The 15,788-nt window shown below is 52.1% G+C and carries 21 protein-coding genes; 14 read left to right on the top strand and 7 right to left on the bottom strand.

Annotation, left to right across the window (positions count from 1 at the left end; translation table 11 throughout):
* The first annotated feature begins 33 nt into the window (after positions 1 to 33).
* The 3 genes from KNP74_RS12750 (at position 34) to KNP74_RS12740 (ending at position 2,187) form a co-directional block, all read left to right on the top strand.
* Complete coding sequence (locus KNP74_RS12750; protein WP_138858606.1) at positions 34 to 834, top strand: GNAT family N-acetyltransferase; 801 nt, start codon at positions 34 to 36, stop codon at positions 832 to 834.
* Positions 831 to 1,013, top strand: coding sequence for a hypothetical protein (locus tag KNP74_RS12745; RefSeq protein WP_152567766.1), 183 nt, complete (start codon positions 831 to 833; stop codon positions 1,011 to 1,013). The genes KNP74_RS12750 and KNP74_RS12745 overlap by 4 nt, the downstream gene beginning before the upstream one ends.
* A gap of 181 nt (positions 1,014 to 1,194) precedes the next feature.
* Entirely contained in the window at positions 1,195 to 2,187 is a 993-nt protein-coding gene (locus KNP74_RS12740) for a M23 family metallopeptidase (RefSeq protein WP_214764470.1), read from the top strand.
* A 39-nt stretch (positions 2,188 to 2,226) separates the two neighbouring features.
* On the opposite strand, the gene KNP74_RS12735 is transcribed toward KNP74_RS12740, so the two are convergent.
* On the bottom strand, positions 2,227 to 2,694 hold the full coding sequence (locus KNP74_RS12735; RefSeq protein ID WP_214709170.1) for a helix-turn-helix transcriptional regulator: 468 nt from the start codon (positions 2,692 to 2,694) through the stop codon (positions 2,227 to 2,229).
* Positions 2,695 to 2,833: 139 nt separating this feature from the next.
* The gene (locus KNP74_RS12730) at positions 2,834 to 3,376 is read right to left on the bottom strand and encodes a TraR/DksA C4-type zinc finger protein (protein ID WP_034779670.1); all 543 of its coding nucleotides are present in this window, start codon (positions 3,374 to 3,376) and stop codon (positions 2,834 to 2,836) included.
* 155 nt (positions 3,377 to 3,531) lie between these two features.
* Here KNP74_RS12730 and KNP74_RS12725 point away from each other — a divergent pair, with 155 nt between their 5' ends.
* The 4 genes from KNP74_RS12725 to KNP74_RS12710 all read left to right on the top strand — a co-directional run bounded on the left by KNP74_RS12725 (position 3,532) and on the right by KNP74_RS12710 (position 5,362).
* Positions 3,532 to 4,056: a GrpB family protein gene (locus KNP74_RS12725; protein ID WP_214709172.1), complete on the top strand. Its 525-nt coding sequence runs from the start codon at positions 3,532 to 3,534 to the stop codon at positions 4,054 to 4,056.
* A gap of 56 nt (positions 4,057 to 4,112) precedes the next feature.
* The gene (locus KNP74_RS12720) at positions 4,113 to 4,430 is read left to right on the top strand and encodes a hypothetical protein (protein WP_214709174.1); all 318 of its coding nucleotides are present in this window, start codon (positions 4,113 to 4,115) and stop codon (positions 4,428 to 4,430) included.
* Positions 4,431 to 4,435: 5 nt separating this feature from the next.
* The gene (locus KNP74_RS12715; protein WP_214764469.1) at positions 4,436 to 4,891 is read left to right on the top strand and encodes a GNAT family N-acetyltransferase; all 456 of its coding nucleotides are present in this window, start codon (positions 4,436 to 4,438) and stop codon (positions 4,889 to 4,891) included.
* 168 nt (positions 4,892 to 5,059) lie between these two features.
* Positions 5,060 to 5,362: a hypothetical protein gene (locus tag KNP74_RS12710; protein ID WP_034779662.1), complete on the top strand. Its 303-nt coding sequence runs from the start codon at positions 5,060 to 5,062 to the stop codon at positions 5,360 to 5,362.
* 24 nt (positions 5,363 to 5,386) lie between these two features.
* Here KNP74_RS12710 and KNP74_RS12705 read toward each other — a convergent pair whose 3' ends face one another.
* From KNP74_RS12705 to KNP74_RS12695, 3 genes are all read right to left on the bottom strand, one after another.
* The gene (locus tag KNP74_RS12705; RefSeq protein WP_138858613.1) at positions 5,387 to 6,244 is read right to left on the bottom strand and encodes a pirin family protein; all 858 of its coding nucleotides are present in this window, start codon (positions 6,242 to 6,244) and stop codon (positions 5,387 to 5,389) included.
* Between the two features lie 124 nt (positions 6,245 to 6,368).
* On the bottom strand, positions 6,369 to 7,640 hold the full coding sequence (locus tag KNP74_RS12700) for a hypothetical protein (protein ID WP_240731277.1): 1,272 nt from the start codon (positions 7,638 to 7,640) through the stop codon (positions 6,369 to 6,371).
* A gap of 287 nt (positions 7,641 to 7,927) precedes the next feature.
* Positions 7,928 to 8,824, bottom strand: a complete 897-nt coding sequence (locus tag KNP74_RS12695) for an aldo/keto reductase (protein ID WP_138858614.1) — start codon at positions 8,822 to 8,824, stop codon at positions 7,928 to 7,930.
* A 153-nt stretch (positions 8,825 to 8,977) separates the two neighbouring features.
* Here KNP74_RS12695 and KNP74_RS12690 point away from each other — a divergent pair, with 153 nt between their 5' ends.
* The 4 genes from KNP74_RS12690 (at position 8,978) to KNP74_RS12675 (ending at position 11,033) form a co-directional block, all read left to right on the top strand.
* Entirely contained in the window at positions 8,978 to 9,589 is a 612-nt protein-coding gene (locus KNP74_RS12690) for a protein kinase family protein (protein ID WP_138858615.1), read from the top strand.
* An 83-nt stretch (positions 9,590 to 9,672) separates the two neighbouring features.
* Positions 9,673 to 10,002, top strand: coding sequence for a four-helix bundle copper-binding protein (locus tag KNP74_RS12685; protein ID WP_138858616.1), 330 nt, complete (start codon positions 9,673 to 9,675; stop codon positions 10,000 to 10,002).
* A gap of 113 nt (positions 10,003 to 10,115) precedes the next feature.
* Complete coding sequence (locus KNP74_RS12680; protein WP_138858617.1) at positions 10,116 to 10,628, top strand: GNAT family N-acetyltransferase; 513 nt, start codon at positions 10,116 to 10,118, stop codon at positions 10,626 to 10,628.
* Between the two features lie 66 nt (positions 10,629 to 10,694).
* Complete coding sequence (locus tag KNP74_RS12675; protein WP_114165343.1) at positions 10,695 to 11,033, top strand: zinc ribbon domain-containing protein YjdM; 339 nt, start codon at positions 10,695 to 10,697, stop codon at positions 11,031 to 11,033.
* A 45-nt stretch (positions 11,034 to 11,078) separates the two neighbouring features.
* Here KNP74_RS12675 and KNP74_RS12670 read toward each other — a convergent pair whose 3' ends face one another.
* Entirely contained in the window at positions 11,079 to 12,536 is a 1,458-nt protein-coding gene (locus KNP74_RS12670) for an aldehyde dehydrogenase family protein (RefSeq protein ID WP_138858618.1), read from the bottom strand.
* Between the two features lie 170 nt (positions 12,537 to 12,706).
* Between KNP74_RS12670 and KNP74_RS12665 the strand changes: the two genes are divergently transcribed.
* The 3 genes from KNP74_RS12665 (at position 12,707) to KNP74_RS12655 (ending at position 14,910) form a co-directional block, all read left to right on the top strand.
* Positions 12,707 to 13,060 carry a PadR family transcriptional regulator gene (locus KNP74_RS12665; protein ID WP_138858619.1) on the top strand — a complete coding sequence of 118 codons (354 nt, stop codon included), beginning with the start codon at positions 12,707 to 12,709 and terminating at the stop codon, positions 13,058 to 13,060.
* Positions 13,035 to 13,790: an HAAS domain-containing protein gene (locus KNP74_RS12660; protein WP_214764468.1), complete on the top strand. Its 756-nt coding sequence runs from the start codon at positions 13,035 to 13,037 to the stop codon at positions 13,788 to 13,790. The genes KNP74_RS12665 and KNP74_RS12660 overlap by 26 nt, the downstream gene beginning before the upstream one ends.
* A gap of 172 nt (positions 13,791 to 13,962) precedes the next feature.
* Positions 13,963 to 14,910 carry an alpha/beta hydrolase gene (locus KNP74_RS12655; RefSeq protein ID WP_138858621.1) on the top strand — a complete coding sequence of 316 codons (948 nt, stop codon included), beginning with the start codon at positions 13,963 to 13,965 and terminating at the stop codon, positions 14,908 to 14,910.
* A 12-nt stretch (positions 14,911 to 14,922) separates the two neighbouring features.
* On the opposite strand, the gene KNP74_RS12650 is transcribed toward KNP74_RS12655, so the two are convergent.
* A complete protein-coding gene (locus KNP74_RS12650; RefSeq protein ID WP_167491724.1) occupies positions 14,923 to 15,765 on the bottom strand; it encodes a GNAT family N-acetyltransferase in 843 nt (280 codons plus the stop codon).
* Between the last annotated feature and the right edge of the window lie 23 nt (positions 15,766 to 15,788).

Raw genomic sequence — 15,788 nt, 5'->3', positions numbered from 1 at the left:
TACTGAACTCTAACTCGAAAGGAACTGAACTCGATGGCAAGACCAGTCATTTCTTATATCCAAAATCCGCCGCTCACAGATCTTTACCGTGCTTTCATGGATGGTTTTTCCGATTATATGATTCATTTTGACATGGATGAGACTCGATTTGAGGCGGTGTTTCTCGTCCGCGATCAAAACCAGCCATCCCGTTCCGTCGTCGCCTATGCGGACGATCGTCCTGTTGCCGTTATGTTGAGCGGCGTGGCGCACCTGGCTTCGGGGTGGGTCACTCGTTGCGGTGGCTTGGCGGTCGCCCCTGGCTATCGACACCTCGGCATCGCGAACGAGTTGATGCGTCGCTTCGATGAACAAGCGATGGGCACACGCCTGCTTGAAGTCATCCAAGGGAACGAACCAGCGCTCACGCTTTATGAACGGCTCGGCTATGAAACAGTTCGAGAAATTATGTACTTCCGATCTGTACCGACCGAGACGGAGGCGTCGCTCGAACCGGAACCAATCACCGAGCTATTCGAGACGTATTATCCGTCTGCGATCCACCGACCGATTTGGCAAGTCGACGTTCGTACGACCCAACAACAGGCTGAGCTCGTGCGAGTCCGTGAGGGCGAGACGACAGGAGCCCTCCTTTTCCGAGGCGATTTGCTCCTTGATGTGTTTGGTCGGGATGAAGATGCGGAATGGTTGTTGCGAGCGGCAGCAGCGGCCGGTCCGATTAAACTGACGCTCACTTCGGATCGTCCGGCCTTGATCGAGGCAGCCCGCCGACTCGGATTCGTGCAGGACGCCATCGCTCAATTCGAGATGGTCAAACCGGGAGGTATCGTGTGATGCATCGTTTCTTGCCCGTCCTGATGGTGCTGCTGATTGTCGGGAATTTGTTCACAATCCTCGGACTGACGACGAACTTGTCATCAGCCAGCACCCGGTTCTTTTTAATCGGTGGCCCGGCCTTGACCGTCTGCGCCGCCCTCAGTATTGTCATAATCGTATTGAAACGAAAGCGATGACCGCGATAGGACGTATGAAGTTTGAGTGAAGTTTGTGGAGGGTCGACTCACCGTTTTGACATGTTCGACATATAAATGAAATGCTTCATATATTGAACTTTTCAAACATGGATGCTATATTCGCACTTGTAGCTTTTTATATAGCTAGCGAATCATCCTATTTGGAGGTTTTTATCAATATATGTGGAAACAACTACTCGTAACCGTCGGTACAGGCGTCCTGATTTTTTCAGGGACTTCAGCTGTATCGGCGGATCAACTTACCCCGCAAGACCTCGTCAAGGCGACGAAATCGCTTCAACAGACCGAACAGCGGCTTCATACCTCGAAACAATCGGTCGCGAAAGCCAAACGCCGCGCTGAAGCGGTTGAAGCAAAAAAGAACGCGATTCAAAAGAAGATTGATCGTGCCAACGCGCAACTCGCGTCATACGAGACGGCGCTGAATCCCGAGACGGATGATCCATCCCTGTTCAAACAAGTGCTATCGACTGTTCTTCCGAGCGCGAAAGCGGAAGCGGCGGCATCTGAAAAGAACGAGGCTGACTTGAAAGAGAAACAAGCGGCGACGACTCGGTCGTTAGAAAAATTAGAGAACGAACAGGCCAAAGTGGGCGCAGAGCACAAGAAGGCCCGCTCGACCCATTCAGCCGCCTACAAGCAATTGAAACATCGGGCCGCCGAGTTGAAAGATTTGAAACGACAAACGACAGCGTTGGCGCCTGAGAAGTTCATGATGCCGGCGACCGGTCGTCTGTCACAAGGCTATGGCGCTGCGAGCGGACAGTTCGGGTACACGTTCCATAACGGACTCGATATCGCCGCGAACGTCGGCACACCGATTTACGCGGCCGCGGCCGGAACGGTCACCGACGTCAAGTCAGGTGGTCCTTACGGCAAGCACGTCTTCATCGAGCACGAAATCGATGGTCAGAAATGGACCACGGTCTACGCGCACATGCATAAAATCGAAGTGAAAAAAGGACAGGCGTTGCTCCAAGGCGAAGGCATCGGCCAAATCGGCAACACCGGCAACTCGTCAGGTCCTCACCTCCATTTCGAAGTGCATAAAGGCGAATATGCCTATTCATCCAGTTCGGCCGGAAACACGGTCAACCCGATGGACGTCGCCGAAGTACTCGGTGGCGCGTCGCCCATTAAAGCTACTTATTGACGCAACGAAATTCGTTGCGTCATTTTTTGTGTCATTTCTTCAAGCCTGCTCATCATGTGTCGTTCGCAGTTCGAACAGCTTTTGGAACGCCTCGTCGCGGTCGAACGTGCTGAACCAGCGGAAGTCGTCGTGGTCGAGAATCCGGTAATGTTGACTGACCATATTCTGTTGAATCCGATATTTCCCTTGATGCTCGATCGTCGTCCACCAGACGTGTCCGCCCAACGTCTTCGTCGCCAACGTTGGATCGGTATGCGCGACGAGGCGAATGAACTCGATCGGTTGATCCCCGATCAACGAATGGAGATAAGAGCTTTGATTGAACAAGGCGCAGATGGCGACGGTCGTCGTCCAGTTCGCGTTCAGGCGTCGCTTCTCGATTTGAATCAATGTCTTTTTTGAGATACCGACGAGCGTACAGAGTTCTTCTTGGGATAATCCTTGTTCCGTCCGAATCAGTTTGAGTTTGCTGGAAATCAGCTCAGAAAACGTTTCTTTTGTATGCATAAATTCTCCTAAGATGTATTTTTACACATCGTATCATGTGGCTTGAAAACAGGGAAGATATAGGATGGGGAAAACAGCTGTTTATGGTCATGAAAAAGCGGAAGGAGATGGACTCCTTCCGCTCACGCAATGGCCTACGTTATTCTCGTGTCGGGTCGTGATTGCCTTCGCTATCAGCAATCGTATCCGAGCTCCCGAAATCCTCGACTTGGCTGAACGCGTCGGTGCTTTGGCCAGGCTCGTCCGTCCCATCGAGCTGTTTGCGGGCGGCTGTCTCGGACGGGTTGAGCACGTCTTCTTCGACCGGGCGTTCACGGTCGGTCTGATGCTCGTCTTCTTCTTGTTCACGCGCATGCTTGATGCAGAGTGTCGCTTCCGGGATTACCTCTAGGCGGTCCAACTCGATGTCTTCCCCGCACACCTCACACTTTCCATACGTGCCTTTCTCGATGGCGAGCAGTGCCTTGTCCACATCGCTCAAAAAATCTTCATCGAGTTCCGTGAGCGCTTGGTCACGTTCACGCAAAAAGAGCTCTTCCCCGGAATCGGCCGGGTGATTATCATAGTGCGACAGTTCCCCTTCGTCATATACCTCTTCCCGATTTTCCATATATCCTTCGGTCTTCGCTTTTTCTTTTAATAGACGCTCCTTGAACGTATCGATCTGCTTCTGTGTCAACATACGGTTCACTCTCCAGTTCTGTTTTCATTAGTATTAGCATTTCCCATTTTGAGTCGTGACAAACCTTCCCGTCGGCGGGGTCCGTTTCTAAACGATTCGGAAAACGGGTATGATGACAGAGAAGGAACGAATTAGCCGAAGGAGGAATTAGGACGATGAGAAAAGTAGAAGTCATCCCATATGACCCGATATGGGCGACGAAATTCGAAGAAGAGGCGGCCAAGCTCCAGCGATTGTTCGAAGACGAACTCGTCGCGATTCATCACATTGGTAGTACGTCGGTCCCCGGGCTCGACGCGAAGCCGATTATCGATATCATGCCGGTCGTTCGGCAAATCGAGCGAATCGACGACTGGGTCGGTCATATGGAAGCGCTCGGTTATCGGAGTTTTGGTGAACACGGCATCCCGAGACGCCGTTTCTTTGCGAAAGGCGAGGAGGTTCGGACTTTCCACGTCCACATGTTCGAGGACGGGGATGACGGCGTCATCCGGCATCTCGCCTTTCGTGACTACTTGGTCACATTCCCGGACGTGCGGGACGAGTACGCGTCGCTCAAGCAGCAGTTGGCGAGCCAACATCCGGACGATATCGAAAGTTACATCCAAGGGAAACAAGACTGGGTATCGGCGACGGAGCGGGCGGCTACAATATGGTATGGATCCAGAAAACAAATTTGAAACCTTTTTCCATTTCCCCTCGTAAAGAATGGTAATTATTTTAAGGGGGGAACGGAATGAAACAATTTCTTGGCAAGTGTATCGAGTACGCGTTCGTCGCCGTCGTGTTCGTTGGTTTGTTTTTCGGACTGCGTTACGGAGTCAGTCACTTCGTCTTAACAGCCGAGGAGTCTTATTTCTATGTCTTTCTCGGCACTGCGTTTATCCTCTTTCCGGCCTCGCTATTCGTAGGTTATTGGCTGGCCCGTCCCATTCAGCGCCGTTTGAGCGGAAGAGAGACGGTAAGTTCGAACCACACGTTGCGCGGCTATGAAAAACCGCACGGGGTCACTGAGACACGAGATTATGGGAACGAGGGATCGGGGCCGTTATGATGCAGTTGAGACGAACCGACGATGCGAGCTTGATTGCGACGTTGAATCGTCCCATCCATGAACATCATCTTCAGTTGGCGCCGTCCTTCTTTGCATCTTACGATCACGCGGCGATGGAAGCGGCGTTTTCGGAGATGATGGCGCGAAACGATTATCATTTCTTCACGGCAGAGGTCGATGCTGACGTCATCGGATATGTCTGTTTTCAAGAGCGGGTAAGTGAGGCGAACGCATTTCGGCAAGCAGTACGCACGCTGTACGTGCATCAAATCAGTATTAACCCGGAAGCGAAGCGAAAAGGGTATGGACGTTTGGTTATGGAAGAAGTCGAACGCTATGCCATCGCGCACGGAGTTCCCTCAATCGAACTGGATTATTGGTCGTTGAACGAAGCGGCTGCGGCTTTTTATGAACAGGTCGGATTCCGACCGAAACGTCAAGTCGTCGTAAAGCAGCTGTAGAACGGAGAGACCGGCCATGGCCCGGCGGATCACCTTGTTCATCGTGTTGACGTTTAGTCTGTCATGGTCGTGTTGGGTGTGAACATCTGGCTTGTCCGCACGACGGGCATCTCGTCTTGGCGCGCCGCTATGATGCGCAATTTTTGAAAGTGGAATGAGGAGGATTTGATGGAGACAGTCATTTTAGTCATCGGTGTCATCGGGACGATTTCGCTCATGTTATTCATGTCGAACCAATGGTTGGGTTATGGCAAAGGCAACATCGTCATGACGCTAGACGAGCATTATACGAATTTGAATGAGTATGTGCCGGCAATCCTGACGAAACTGTATGAAGACGGGAAGTCGGCCCATTATCTCGGCGACCGGAAGTTTGAAGTGGACGGGAAACGCTATGTCCTCGTCGAGCGGACCGTCCCGATTGGTCGGGTTCCGACACAACAGACGGTGCTCATGCCGGACAAACAATAAGCCGCGCCTCAGGCGCGGCTTATTTTATTTGACGGCCGGGGGACCGAACACACCGGCGTGATAGTCGCGGAACGCTTGGCGAATCTCATCCTCGGTGTTCATGACGAACGGGCCGTGAGCGATATAGTCTTCTCGAATCGGTTTGCCTGAATAGACAAGCAGTTTCGTGCGTGACGTTGCTTTTATGCGGAGTCCGCTCTCACCCTCGGCCGTCTCGTCGAACGTGAGCGTCGCTACGTGCGTCTTTTCGAGCGGTGTCGCGGACGTCCCGAGTTCGACCGAACCGGCGAGCATATAGACGAAGGCGTTATGATTCACGGGGATGACGTGCTCATAGACTTCACCTTCCTTTAAGCTGACTTCACTCATTGTGATCGGGACAAGGCTGTCCATCGGGCCTGTCGCACCGCCGACCTCACCCGAATAGACACGGACTTGTCCACCGTCGATTGGCACGACCGGGGCGTCTTCGACGTACACGTTTTGATAAGACGTCGTCGTCGTTTTGAGCGCTTTCGGTAAATTGAGCCACAGTTGCAGCGTATGAATCAAGTCGTCGTCGACGGCCTCCTCGGCGTGTCGGGCCGCCCAGCCCGCGTTCATGTACTGGACGTCTCCGGCATCTAAAATCGAATGGCCGCCGTGGTTGTCGATATGTTCGAGTCGTCCGTCAATGACGTAGGTGATCGTTTGGAAACCGCGATGCGGGTGGTCCGAGAACGTGCCGCGTTTGAACCAGTCCTCGGCCATCAAGATGAACGGGTCGAACTCGTTTTTTCGCTCAGGGGGCAAGACCCAACCTTGTTGTACGTGTGGATATCCAGGTTGCTTATAAGCGACGGGCCAATGTGTGGCGACGTCGCGCTCGAATCGTTTCGTCATCAAATTCTCTCCTTTACATCGTTTGCTGTCATTGTCGCATAGCGACCGATGGATGCTTTCTGATTTTGCCTAGAAAACGTGCAAAGACAGACCGGTTCATACCGGTCTGTCTTTAGGAAAGGGGTTAGCCCTGTTGCTTATTGAATAAGTCGTGCCAACGTTCGGCATCGGCGCGGAGCAGTTTGAAGTGTGACCCTGTCAACGTATTCGTCAAAAAGACATCGTCTCCGTTATAGCTGATATCGAACGTCTGCGCACAAATACCCTCGAAAACGGTCAAATAGGGAGTCGGGGCCGGGGTCCCGGCCGTGGCGACAGCTTTCGAACGATCGATCGCTTGGAACACGAATTGGACGGCCTCGGCATTGGCGTGATGCAAGAACGATGCGTCCTTGGATTCCGTTCCGAGCAGCGCCAAGTCATGTGTCACGACATGCCGGCGGTGGGCAAATTGTTGGCGCATCTTCGTTTTCAACCGATCGCCGCGAAGCAACGTTTCTTCTCGATAGGTGATTGAGACGACTTGTTTATGCGGTTTCCCGTCACGGATGAATGAAAAGCTGAACAAAGGATAGCGCTCATTCGGGATGAGTGTCGTCGGGAGCGTGCTCGCTTGACGAGCGCCAAGCATGCGGTCGAAGCTCGCGTCTTTCGGTCGAAGCACATCCCCATATAAGGTTTGATCAGATGACAAATGAAGCCCATATTGTTTTGTATCTTGAGACACCTCGGTACCTAAGGCGAGGGAGAGGAAAGGTTGGCGCGATGCTTCGTTAATCGGCAACGTGACCGTCTCATATGTTTCCGGGGATTCGAACGTGAATTCGAAAGAGCCATTGAACGGCATCGTCACGTGAACGAGCGTCTGCTCGAGCCCGCTCCGTTTCGGATATGGCTCGTTGCCGACGGGTTTAGTCATTTCCTCTGTGAAATGGATCCGTTCGTGCGGTTGGGCGTTTCGTAGTTTTGACGTTGCCGAAGACGGGACAGCGTGGTCACGATACGCAATGAGACTGTTCGGCAACGTGTCGATTTGTTTCATATACGTGATCGTCTCGGCTTGGCACTGGACGTAGGCTTGATTGTCCACTTCAAAAAAAGTGGCGGTCGGAAAGACATCGGTCGAGGATGTCGTGATCAGCGGTTGGGTCAATGTGACCGTCCCGATCAAGTGACGTTCTCCGTCAGGAATACGGGATAGCGCGTCCTCTGGATAACAAGCATCGAGGACGTTCGTCCGATCGGACTCGGTCATCTCGATTTGTTGTCCTGATGGCAGGGTAGCGCGACCTTGATAGTACTCTGGAGCTATATGTAAACGAAAGGCATGTTCTTCTTCACATCCAAAAAGGACGAACAACATGGCGAGCGTACAAAGAATCAAGTACTTTTTCACGGGGGTGCACTCCTTTGATGATTAACTTTCATCATTTTAGCACCATTTTTTTGTGACTTTAGTCTTAGGAAAAATAATGTGTTTTTTTAAAAAAAAATCAAAAAACCCGCTCAACTTGAACTGAGCGGGCTTGTTTTACACTTATGGATATGAAATGGAATTTCACTCTTGTGAACATGTCGATTTTTGACGAATGAACCGTTGAATGGCCACGTTCTTGAAAATGATGAAACTATTTAAAAAATCAAGGATGGAACCAATCAGGGTTTATTTGTTTATTTTTACCTTCAATCGACGTCGCGGCCGCGGGCTGCCTTCAAAATTTCGAACCATTCTTCACGGGTGAGCTCGATATCGAGCGTGCCGACGGCGGTCTTGACTCGGTCAATTTTCCCAGATCCGACGATCGGCATGATCTTGGCAGGGTGTTTCAAAAGCCATGCGTAAACGACTGCATCGATACCGCTCGCTTCGTGGCGGTCACTGACGTCTTCGAGTTTCTCGCGAAGCGGCGCATACTGTGACTCGGTGAACAGTTGACCGCCGGCGAGCGGGCTCCACGCCATGAGCGGCATCCGCTTCTCGTGGCATAGGTCGACAGAACCATCTTCGAAGTGTTTCAGTTGCATCGGTGAAAGTTCGAGCTGATTCGTCACGAGTTGGAACGGTAAGCGTGACTGGAGCAACTGTTGGGTTGCCGGTACGTGGTTCGAGACACCGAACGTCCGGACTTTTCCACTGCGTTGTAACGTAATGAATGCCTCAGCGACTTCGTCCGGGTCCATGAGCGGATCGGGACGATGGATCAACAGCGTGTCAATCTGGTCAATGGCGAGCTCTTTGAGTGAACGCTCGGCTTGACGGATGATATGCTCTTTCGTCGTATCATAATGGTTGATTGTTTGGCCTGGGTTGAAAGAACCTGTCAGTTTAATGCCAGTCTTCGTCACGATCTCGATTTGATCGCGAAGTGAAGGATTGAGGCGAAGTGCTTCCCCGAATAGTCCTTCACATGTATAGCCGCCGTATATATCGGCGTGGTCGAACGTCGTGATTCCGAGTTCGATACATTGCTCGATGAACGTGAGACGTTCCTGCGGGCTCATATCCCATTCAGCGAGACGCCACATGCCGTGGATGATCCGTGAGAATGATAAGTCTTCTGTCAGTTCGATACGTTGCATGATTGATTCCTCCTCATTTTCTGTCGCTTTCATTATAGAGATAGTCGGGGGATGCGTCACTTATTGGGCGTATCGGACGGACGCGGACCGAGTCAAATGAAAGTGATTTCAGTTATGATAGGAAAGAGATGAACCGAAAAAGAGGAGTGCTCTATGAATCATTATGAACAATATGCGGGCGTCACGTTTGAGCGACACGGGCAAGACACGCGTGTGACCGCCTATCATCCTGACCTCGAACTGCACGGGATCGGGCGCAGTGCTGCCGTGTTCCGCATCAAAGCTACCCGACTCGTCATTAAAGTGTTTTTCCCTGGCTATACGTACATCGCGGCCGAGGAAGCCGTGATCTATCGGAAGCTCGAGGGATTGCCACAATTCCCGGGTCTGTACGAAGCAGGTCCGAACTATATCGTCATCGACTATATCGAAGGGAAGACACTGTTTGAATGTTTGATTGAAGGCATTTGGATCGACCCCGCGTACATCAAGCAAGTCGATGAGGCGCTCATAGCGGCCCGGCGACTCGGGTTGACCCCGTCCGATGTCCATTTGCGCAACCTCATCCTCACGCCGGACGGCCGACTCTATTTGATTGACTTGGCGCGATTCCGACAAGGGCAACAAGTCGATCACCAATGGGAAGATTTGAAGCGGATGTATCGGCTCTATCGCCTCCGTTTCATGCCGAAGCGGTATTCGGAGCGCTGGTTGAACGGTGTCGCCTACCTATATCGTACATTCGTGAACGACCCGAGACGTTAGTCGACGGTGGTTTTTCTTTTGAAGATTAGGGAACAACAGTAACGTATTGTCGTTGTGTAGTCATTCAAAAGGAGGACGAATACATGGCTCATCGAATTTATGCGAACGAACTGGAAACGTTGCACGATTGCGTGGAGACGTGCAATTACTGTCTTGAATCTTGTCTCGAGGAACATGACGTGAAGATGATGGTCGACTGTATCCGACTCGATCGTGAGTGCGCTGCAATCTGTTCATTCCTCGCCGAGGCGATGACACGGGAGTCGGCGTTCGTACCGGAACTGGCCCGGGCTTGTGCGGTCGTCTGTAAGGCGTGTGCCCAAGAGTGTGAGAAACATAAGCACGAACATTGTCAGGAATGTGCGCGCGTCTGTTTCGAGTGCGCATCGATGTGTGACCGTTTGGCAGCCTAAGGTAAAAAAGTCAGTCGAAACGGCTGACTTTTTTTGTGGCAGCAAATCGTTACGTGTATTTTGAAATTGAGATAAGTATAATAAAGAAAACTTATAGAAAGTATGGTGTCCTCATGATTCGCAACTGCCGTCGAGACGACCTTCAAGCCGTTTTACATATTTACAATGACGCAATCGTCAACAGTACAGCTGTTTACCATTACGAGCCGGTGACGCTTCAAAATCGCGTCGCTTGGTACGAAGATAAAAAAGCGTCCAGGCTCCCGATCATCGTGTGGGAGGAAGGCGATGTCGTCATGGGATTTGCCACGTTCGGCCCGTTCCGTCCATGGCCGGCCTATCAGTATACGGTCGAGCACTCGGTGTACGTGCATCCCGGCTATCGGGGGAAAGGGATCGGGAATAAATTGCTCCGTGAAATCATCCGCATCGGTGAAGAACGGGAAGTGAAGACGATGATTGGTGGGATCGATGCCGCCAATATCGCGAGCGTCAAAGCCCATGAAAAATTAGGGTTCGTCCATTCAGGCACGATTAAAAAAGCCGGATACAAGTTTGGCAAATGGCTGGACTTATCGTTTTATCAGCTTGATTTGAAAGGCCCCGAGACTCCGCAAGAAGGCTGACCGCTAGCTGTCGAACTTCTAAAATTGCGGTATACTGGGAACAGTGTATCGAATGGAGGGATCAGTATGACAGAACTACCGAATTGCCCAAAATGTCAGTCGACTTATGTGTATGAGGACGGGAGCTTGCTCGTCTGTCCGGAATGCGCCTACGAGTGGTCGCCGAGCGAGGTAGCCGAAGCGGAAGCAGACGCGCAAATCAAAGACGCGAACGGAAATGTGCTCCAAGACGGAGACACAGTCACGGTCATCAAAGATTTGAAGGTGAAAGGGACGTCGCTCGTCGTCAAACAAGGCACGAAAGTGAAAGGGATCCGTCTCGTCGACGGGGACCATGACATCGACTGCAAGATTGAGGGCTTTGGCGCGATGAAGCTCAAATCGGAATTCGTGAAGAAAATCTAAAAAAAGCGTGTTGGTCCGTTCGCGGACCAACACGCTTTTTGCTGTTTATGAGAAAAATGGTTTGTATTCCCGGCGTTCGTGCATGACGGATACCCACTGGAGCGTCGTGAACTCCTCGAGCACCCACTCGCCGTTGAAGCGGCCAAGACCCGAATCTTTCTCTCCGCCGAACGGCAAGTGCGGCTCGTCGTTCACCGATTGGTCGTTGACGTGAATCATTCCCGTCTCGACTTGGCGGGCGAACTCGGTCGCACGGTAAATCGAACCGTGGACGGCACCGCTCAGTCCGTATGGCAACTCATTAGAGATATGGAGCGCCTCGGCGTCGTCCTTGAACGACAGAATGACGGCGACCGGTCCGAAAATCTCATTTTTCGCGAGTGGCATGTCGTTCGTGACACCGCTCACGACGGTCGGCTCGAGCACGTTCCCGTCAGCGTTGCCGCCGACCTGGAGCGTCGCACCGGCGTCGACCGTCTGCTTGATTTGATCGAGGATGCGGTCGACTTGGTCGTGGTCGATGAGTGGACCGACTTGTGTGTCTGATTCGTTCGGGTTGCCGAACTTCAAGGCACGGACCCGATCAACGAATTTTTTGAGGAATTCATCGTGAATCGACTCGGCGACGAGGATTCGGTTCGTCGACATACAGATTTGCCCTTGGTGATAGAATTTCGAATAGACGGCCGATTCCACGGCACGGTCTATGTCGGCGTCGTCTAAGACGACGAAGACGTTATTCCCACCGAGTTCGAGCGCTGTCTTTTTCAACAGGCGTCCGGCCTTCTCGGCGATCCCTTTGCCGACCTCGGTCGAACCGGTGAACGAGATGAGTTTTGGCACCGGGTGCTCGACGATGGCGTCCCCAATCTCCGAACCGCGACCGACGACGATGTTCAAGACGCCTTTCGGAAGACCCGCTTCTTCAAATAGCGAGGCGAAGAGGAGACCTCCTGTGACCGGTGTCGCCGTCGCTGGTTTGACGACGACGGTATTCCCCGTCGCGAGGGCGGAGACGATTGAGCGGACCGCGAGGTGGAACGGGAAGTTCCATGGGCTGATGACGCCGATGACGCCAAGCGGTTTCCGATAGACCCGGTTCTCTTTGTTCGGGACGATTGAAGGCTTGATGAGCCCGTCCATGCGGAACGGGAACGTCGCCGCTTCCTTGATGATCGCCATCGAGGCTAAAAATTCGCCTTCTGCTTTGATGCGCGTGCTGCCCGACTCTTTGACGAGCCAGTCGATGATGTCATCTTTATGCTGCAACGTCACTTCGGCGAACTTCTCAATCAAGGCCCGGCGATTTTGTGGCAGCATCGTCGCCCATTCGGTTTGTGCTTCTTTCGCAACGGCATAAGCCTTGTCGAGATCAGACTCGTCGGCCGACCGGATGGAGAACAATGTCTCATCCGTGAACGGGTTGGTGTTATCGATCGATTTGTCGCTTGACCCTTCGACCCATTGGCCATCAATGTACATCTTTGTAAAATCGGTATGCATATTCAAACACTCCTTTATCTTTTTGCTTCACCTTAAGAAGTATTCACCTGATTTGAAAAAATAAACCTCTCGATGCGCAACTAACTTGTTTTACAAAGTAGTTGCAATTGGTAGTGCCTTCCATTACTATTGTGTATAACAAGTTAGTTTAACGAAAGTGAGGTCACGCCATGGCGATGAGTCAAATGTTAAAAGGATTGCTCGAAGGTTGCCTGTTGGCCATCATCGATAAAGGAGAGACGTACGGCTATGAGATGTCGGAGAAGTTGCAGACGTATGGCTTCACGATGGTGAGCGAGGGCAGTATTTACCCGGTCCTGTTACGGATGAAGAAAGAGGGGTGGGTCGAGACGGTCCAAAAGGCGTTGCCATCAGGGGGACCGAAACGAAAATATTACATTTTGACGGAGGCGGGACAGCAAGAGTTGCTCGCCTTCAAACAACGTTGGGCGGAAGTGTCAAGCGGTGTCGACCGCGTACTCGGAGAGGAGAATGAAGATGGAACTTTCAAAAAAGAGTCGTGATTTTTTGGATGATTTAGCGGTATATCTCATGTCGAGCGGGAAATCGGAAGGGGAAGTGCAAGACGTTGTCGCCGAGCTGAAAGACCACCTCGAGGAGGCGGAACGCGCAGGCAAAAGCGTGGACGATGTCGTCGGCCAGAGCCCGAAAGCCTACATGCAGCATCTTGGACGTGAGATGGCGTTCGATGGAAAAGGGTTTTTCAAAATCATCGCAATGATCATTCCGAACGTGTTCGCCTACATCATCATCGCCAACTCCATTCAAGGCGAGATGACATTCTCGACGGTCCAGTTGATTGGGTTCCCGCTCGTCGCTGTCCTGTTCTTACTCGCCGCTTCACAAGCGTTCCGCAACATGTCGGTCCGCTCGAAAAAAAGTAAATTCAAAAACGGGATGATATACATTGCGCTCGCCGCGATGCCGATGACGTTATTCCTCGGGCTGATGGTGCTCGACATCTTCGTCGAGACCCCAACGATCGTGTTCGGCCCAACCGGTCAACTCGTGTTACTCGGCCTTGCCGTCGTCACGTTGCTCATCGTCTCGGTTTGGACGAAAACATGGATCAATCTGATCGTCCCGATTCTCTTGTTTGGACCGCAATATGCGTTCGCCCAAACAAGCTTGCCGCTCGAACAACAATTGATTTACTCGATGCTGATTTTGTTCGTCGGGATGGGGATTTTCTTGTTCGTGTGGTGGAAAAAGAACCAAAAGGAGCAAGTTTGATGTTGGCACGCTTCGGATTATTTTTCTTCTTGAGCCTACCTTTGGGCTATCTCATGGCCGCAGCCGACGATCAATGAGACAGGTTATCCGAAAAAGCACTCACGTCTGCTTAGAGTGTAACGCGGCTGGGAATAGGCAACTGTACGCCTAAAAGAGAAAGAAGGGATTCCCGTTGCCAGTCAATCCGACGATTCAATTTTATTTGAACCAGTTTCAAAATCAGCTCTCGACCACATATGACCAATTGGATCCGTTCGAATTAAGACGACAAGAAGACGCAATGATGACCCGGTTTCAACATAAAGAGCACGTGCATGATGTCGAAGAGCGTCTGATCGCGCTCTCAGGCCGTTCGCTCCCGATTCGCATCTATCGGTCGGGTCGAACGATCGCGCCAGCACTCGTCTATTTTCATGGTGGCGGATATGTCACGGGCAGTCTCGACACCCATGACGCGATATGTCGGACGATCGCGAACGAGGCCGACTGCACCGTCATCTCGGTCGGCTACCGACTCGCTCCGGAGCATAAGTTTCCGACAGCCGTCTACGATAGCTATGGGGCGCTCGTTTGGATTGCGGATCACGCCTCGGAACTTGAAATCGATGCCGAGCGCATCGCCGTCGGCGGAGACAGTGCCGGCGGGACACTCGCCACGGTCAGCGCCTTGATGGCGATTGAACGAGGTCGTCCCCTCGTCATGCATCAGCTGCTGTTTTACCCGGTTACCGGGACCGAGGAGAACTTGCCGCTGTCATTGATTGATTACGCGAACGGTTATTTGCTCGATGAAGGGCTCATCCGGTGGTTCCAGCAACAATATTTCCGTGATGAGTCGGAATTGATGCATCCGTACGCCTCGCCGATTTTTTCGGGCCACTTAGGGGACCTTCCCCCGACGACGTTGTTGACGGCCGAATACGACCCGCTCCGCGACCTCGGACGCGCATACGCCAACAAATTGATTAGCCTCGGTGTCCCGGTGACGTATCACAATTACGGAGGACTCATCCACGGATTCGTCAACTACTACGCATACGTTCCGGAAGCGCGACGAGCCGTCAAAGAAGCGGCGCAGGCGCTCGGACATGCCTTCCATACGCAAAAAACTCGCCCCTGAGGCGAGTTTTTTTCATGCTTTCGATAAATAAGGGAAGCGACAACCTTCCGGGAAGAGTTGTCCTTCGTTCATGCGAATCATCCATTGGCCGTCGCGGGACGGACGTTGTTCCACACCGTCCAGATTGGGCGTGAATTTAAAGACGATTTCGGTGATGCCTTCAAAGGAGAGGCGAGCCACGACGTCACGCATATCGACAGGTCGCGGCGACAGCACGGCATACAAGTTTAAGCGCGAGCGCTCAATCATATAAATGACATGGACGTCATCGAAACGATACACGTCCTCGTTCATCCCTTGGTAGTAATGGAACATCCAAATATGCATGTCGTCCGTCGCATAGAGGCGTGGCGAAAACGGGAGCGACTCCAGCTTGAAACGACGCCACTGCTCGGCATCGACATCGACACGTTCGAGTGGGGAAGCCGATCCCGATACTGAAACGAATAGCTCCGGTTCAAGTTGGACGGAGAACCCCTGTTGCTCGTAAAACGGTTCAACCCCTTCGTCACAAGCCAAAAAATAAGGCAAGGCATCGGCGTCATGCTGTTTGAACAGATACTTGAAAATACGGGTGGCGAGCCCTTGTCCTTGTCGATCCTCGTCGGTCATGACCGTCCCAATCTGATACGCTTCGCGCGCGGTTCCGTCAGCCACGATCGTCATCCGGCTCATCCCGACGTTCGAGATGACATTCCGATAAAACGTCAAGGAATAACAGCGATAGCGGTCGGTCCATTCGCCGGCCATGTACCATTCACCAAAATCGATGCCGAACATCTCATCGGCCAAATAGAAAAATGACGCGAATTCTTCCCCTGAATACTCGAGATTGCTGATAGGTCGTTTAGCCATATGACTCACTCCTTGTTTTGAAC

Origin of the sequence: Exiguobacterium sp. s141 (assembly GCF_018618085.1) — a bacterium.
Taxonomy (GTDB): domain Bacteria; phylum Bacillota; class Bacilli; order Exiguobacteriales; family Exiguobacteriaceae; genus Exiguobacterium; species Exiguobacterium mexicanum_A.
The sequence above is the reverse complement of the archived record's forward strand: the minus strand, read 5'-3'. Positions and strand labels throughout refer to the sequence as shown.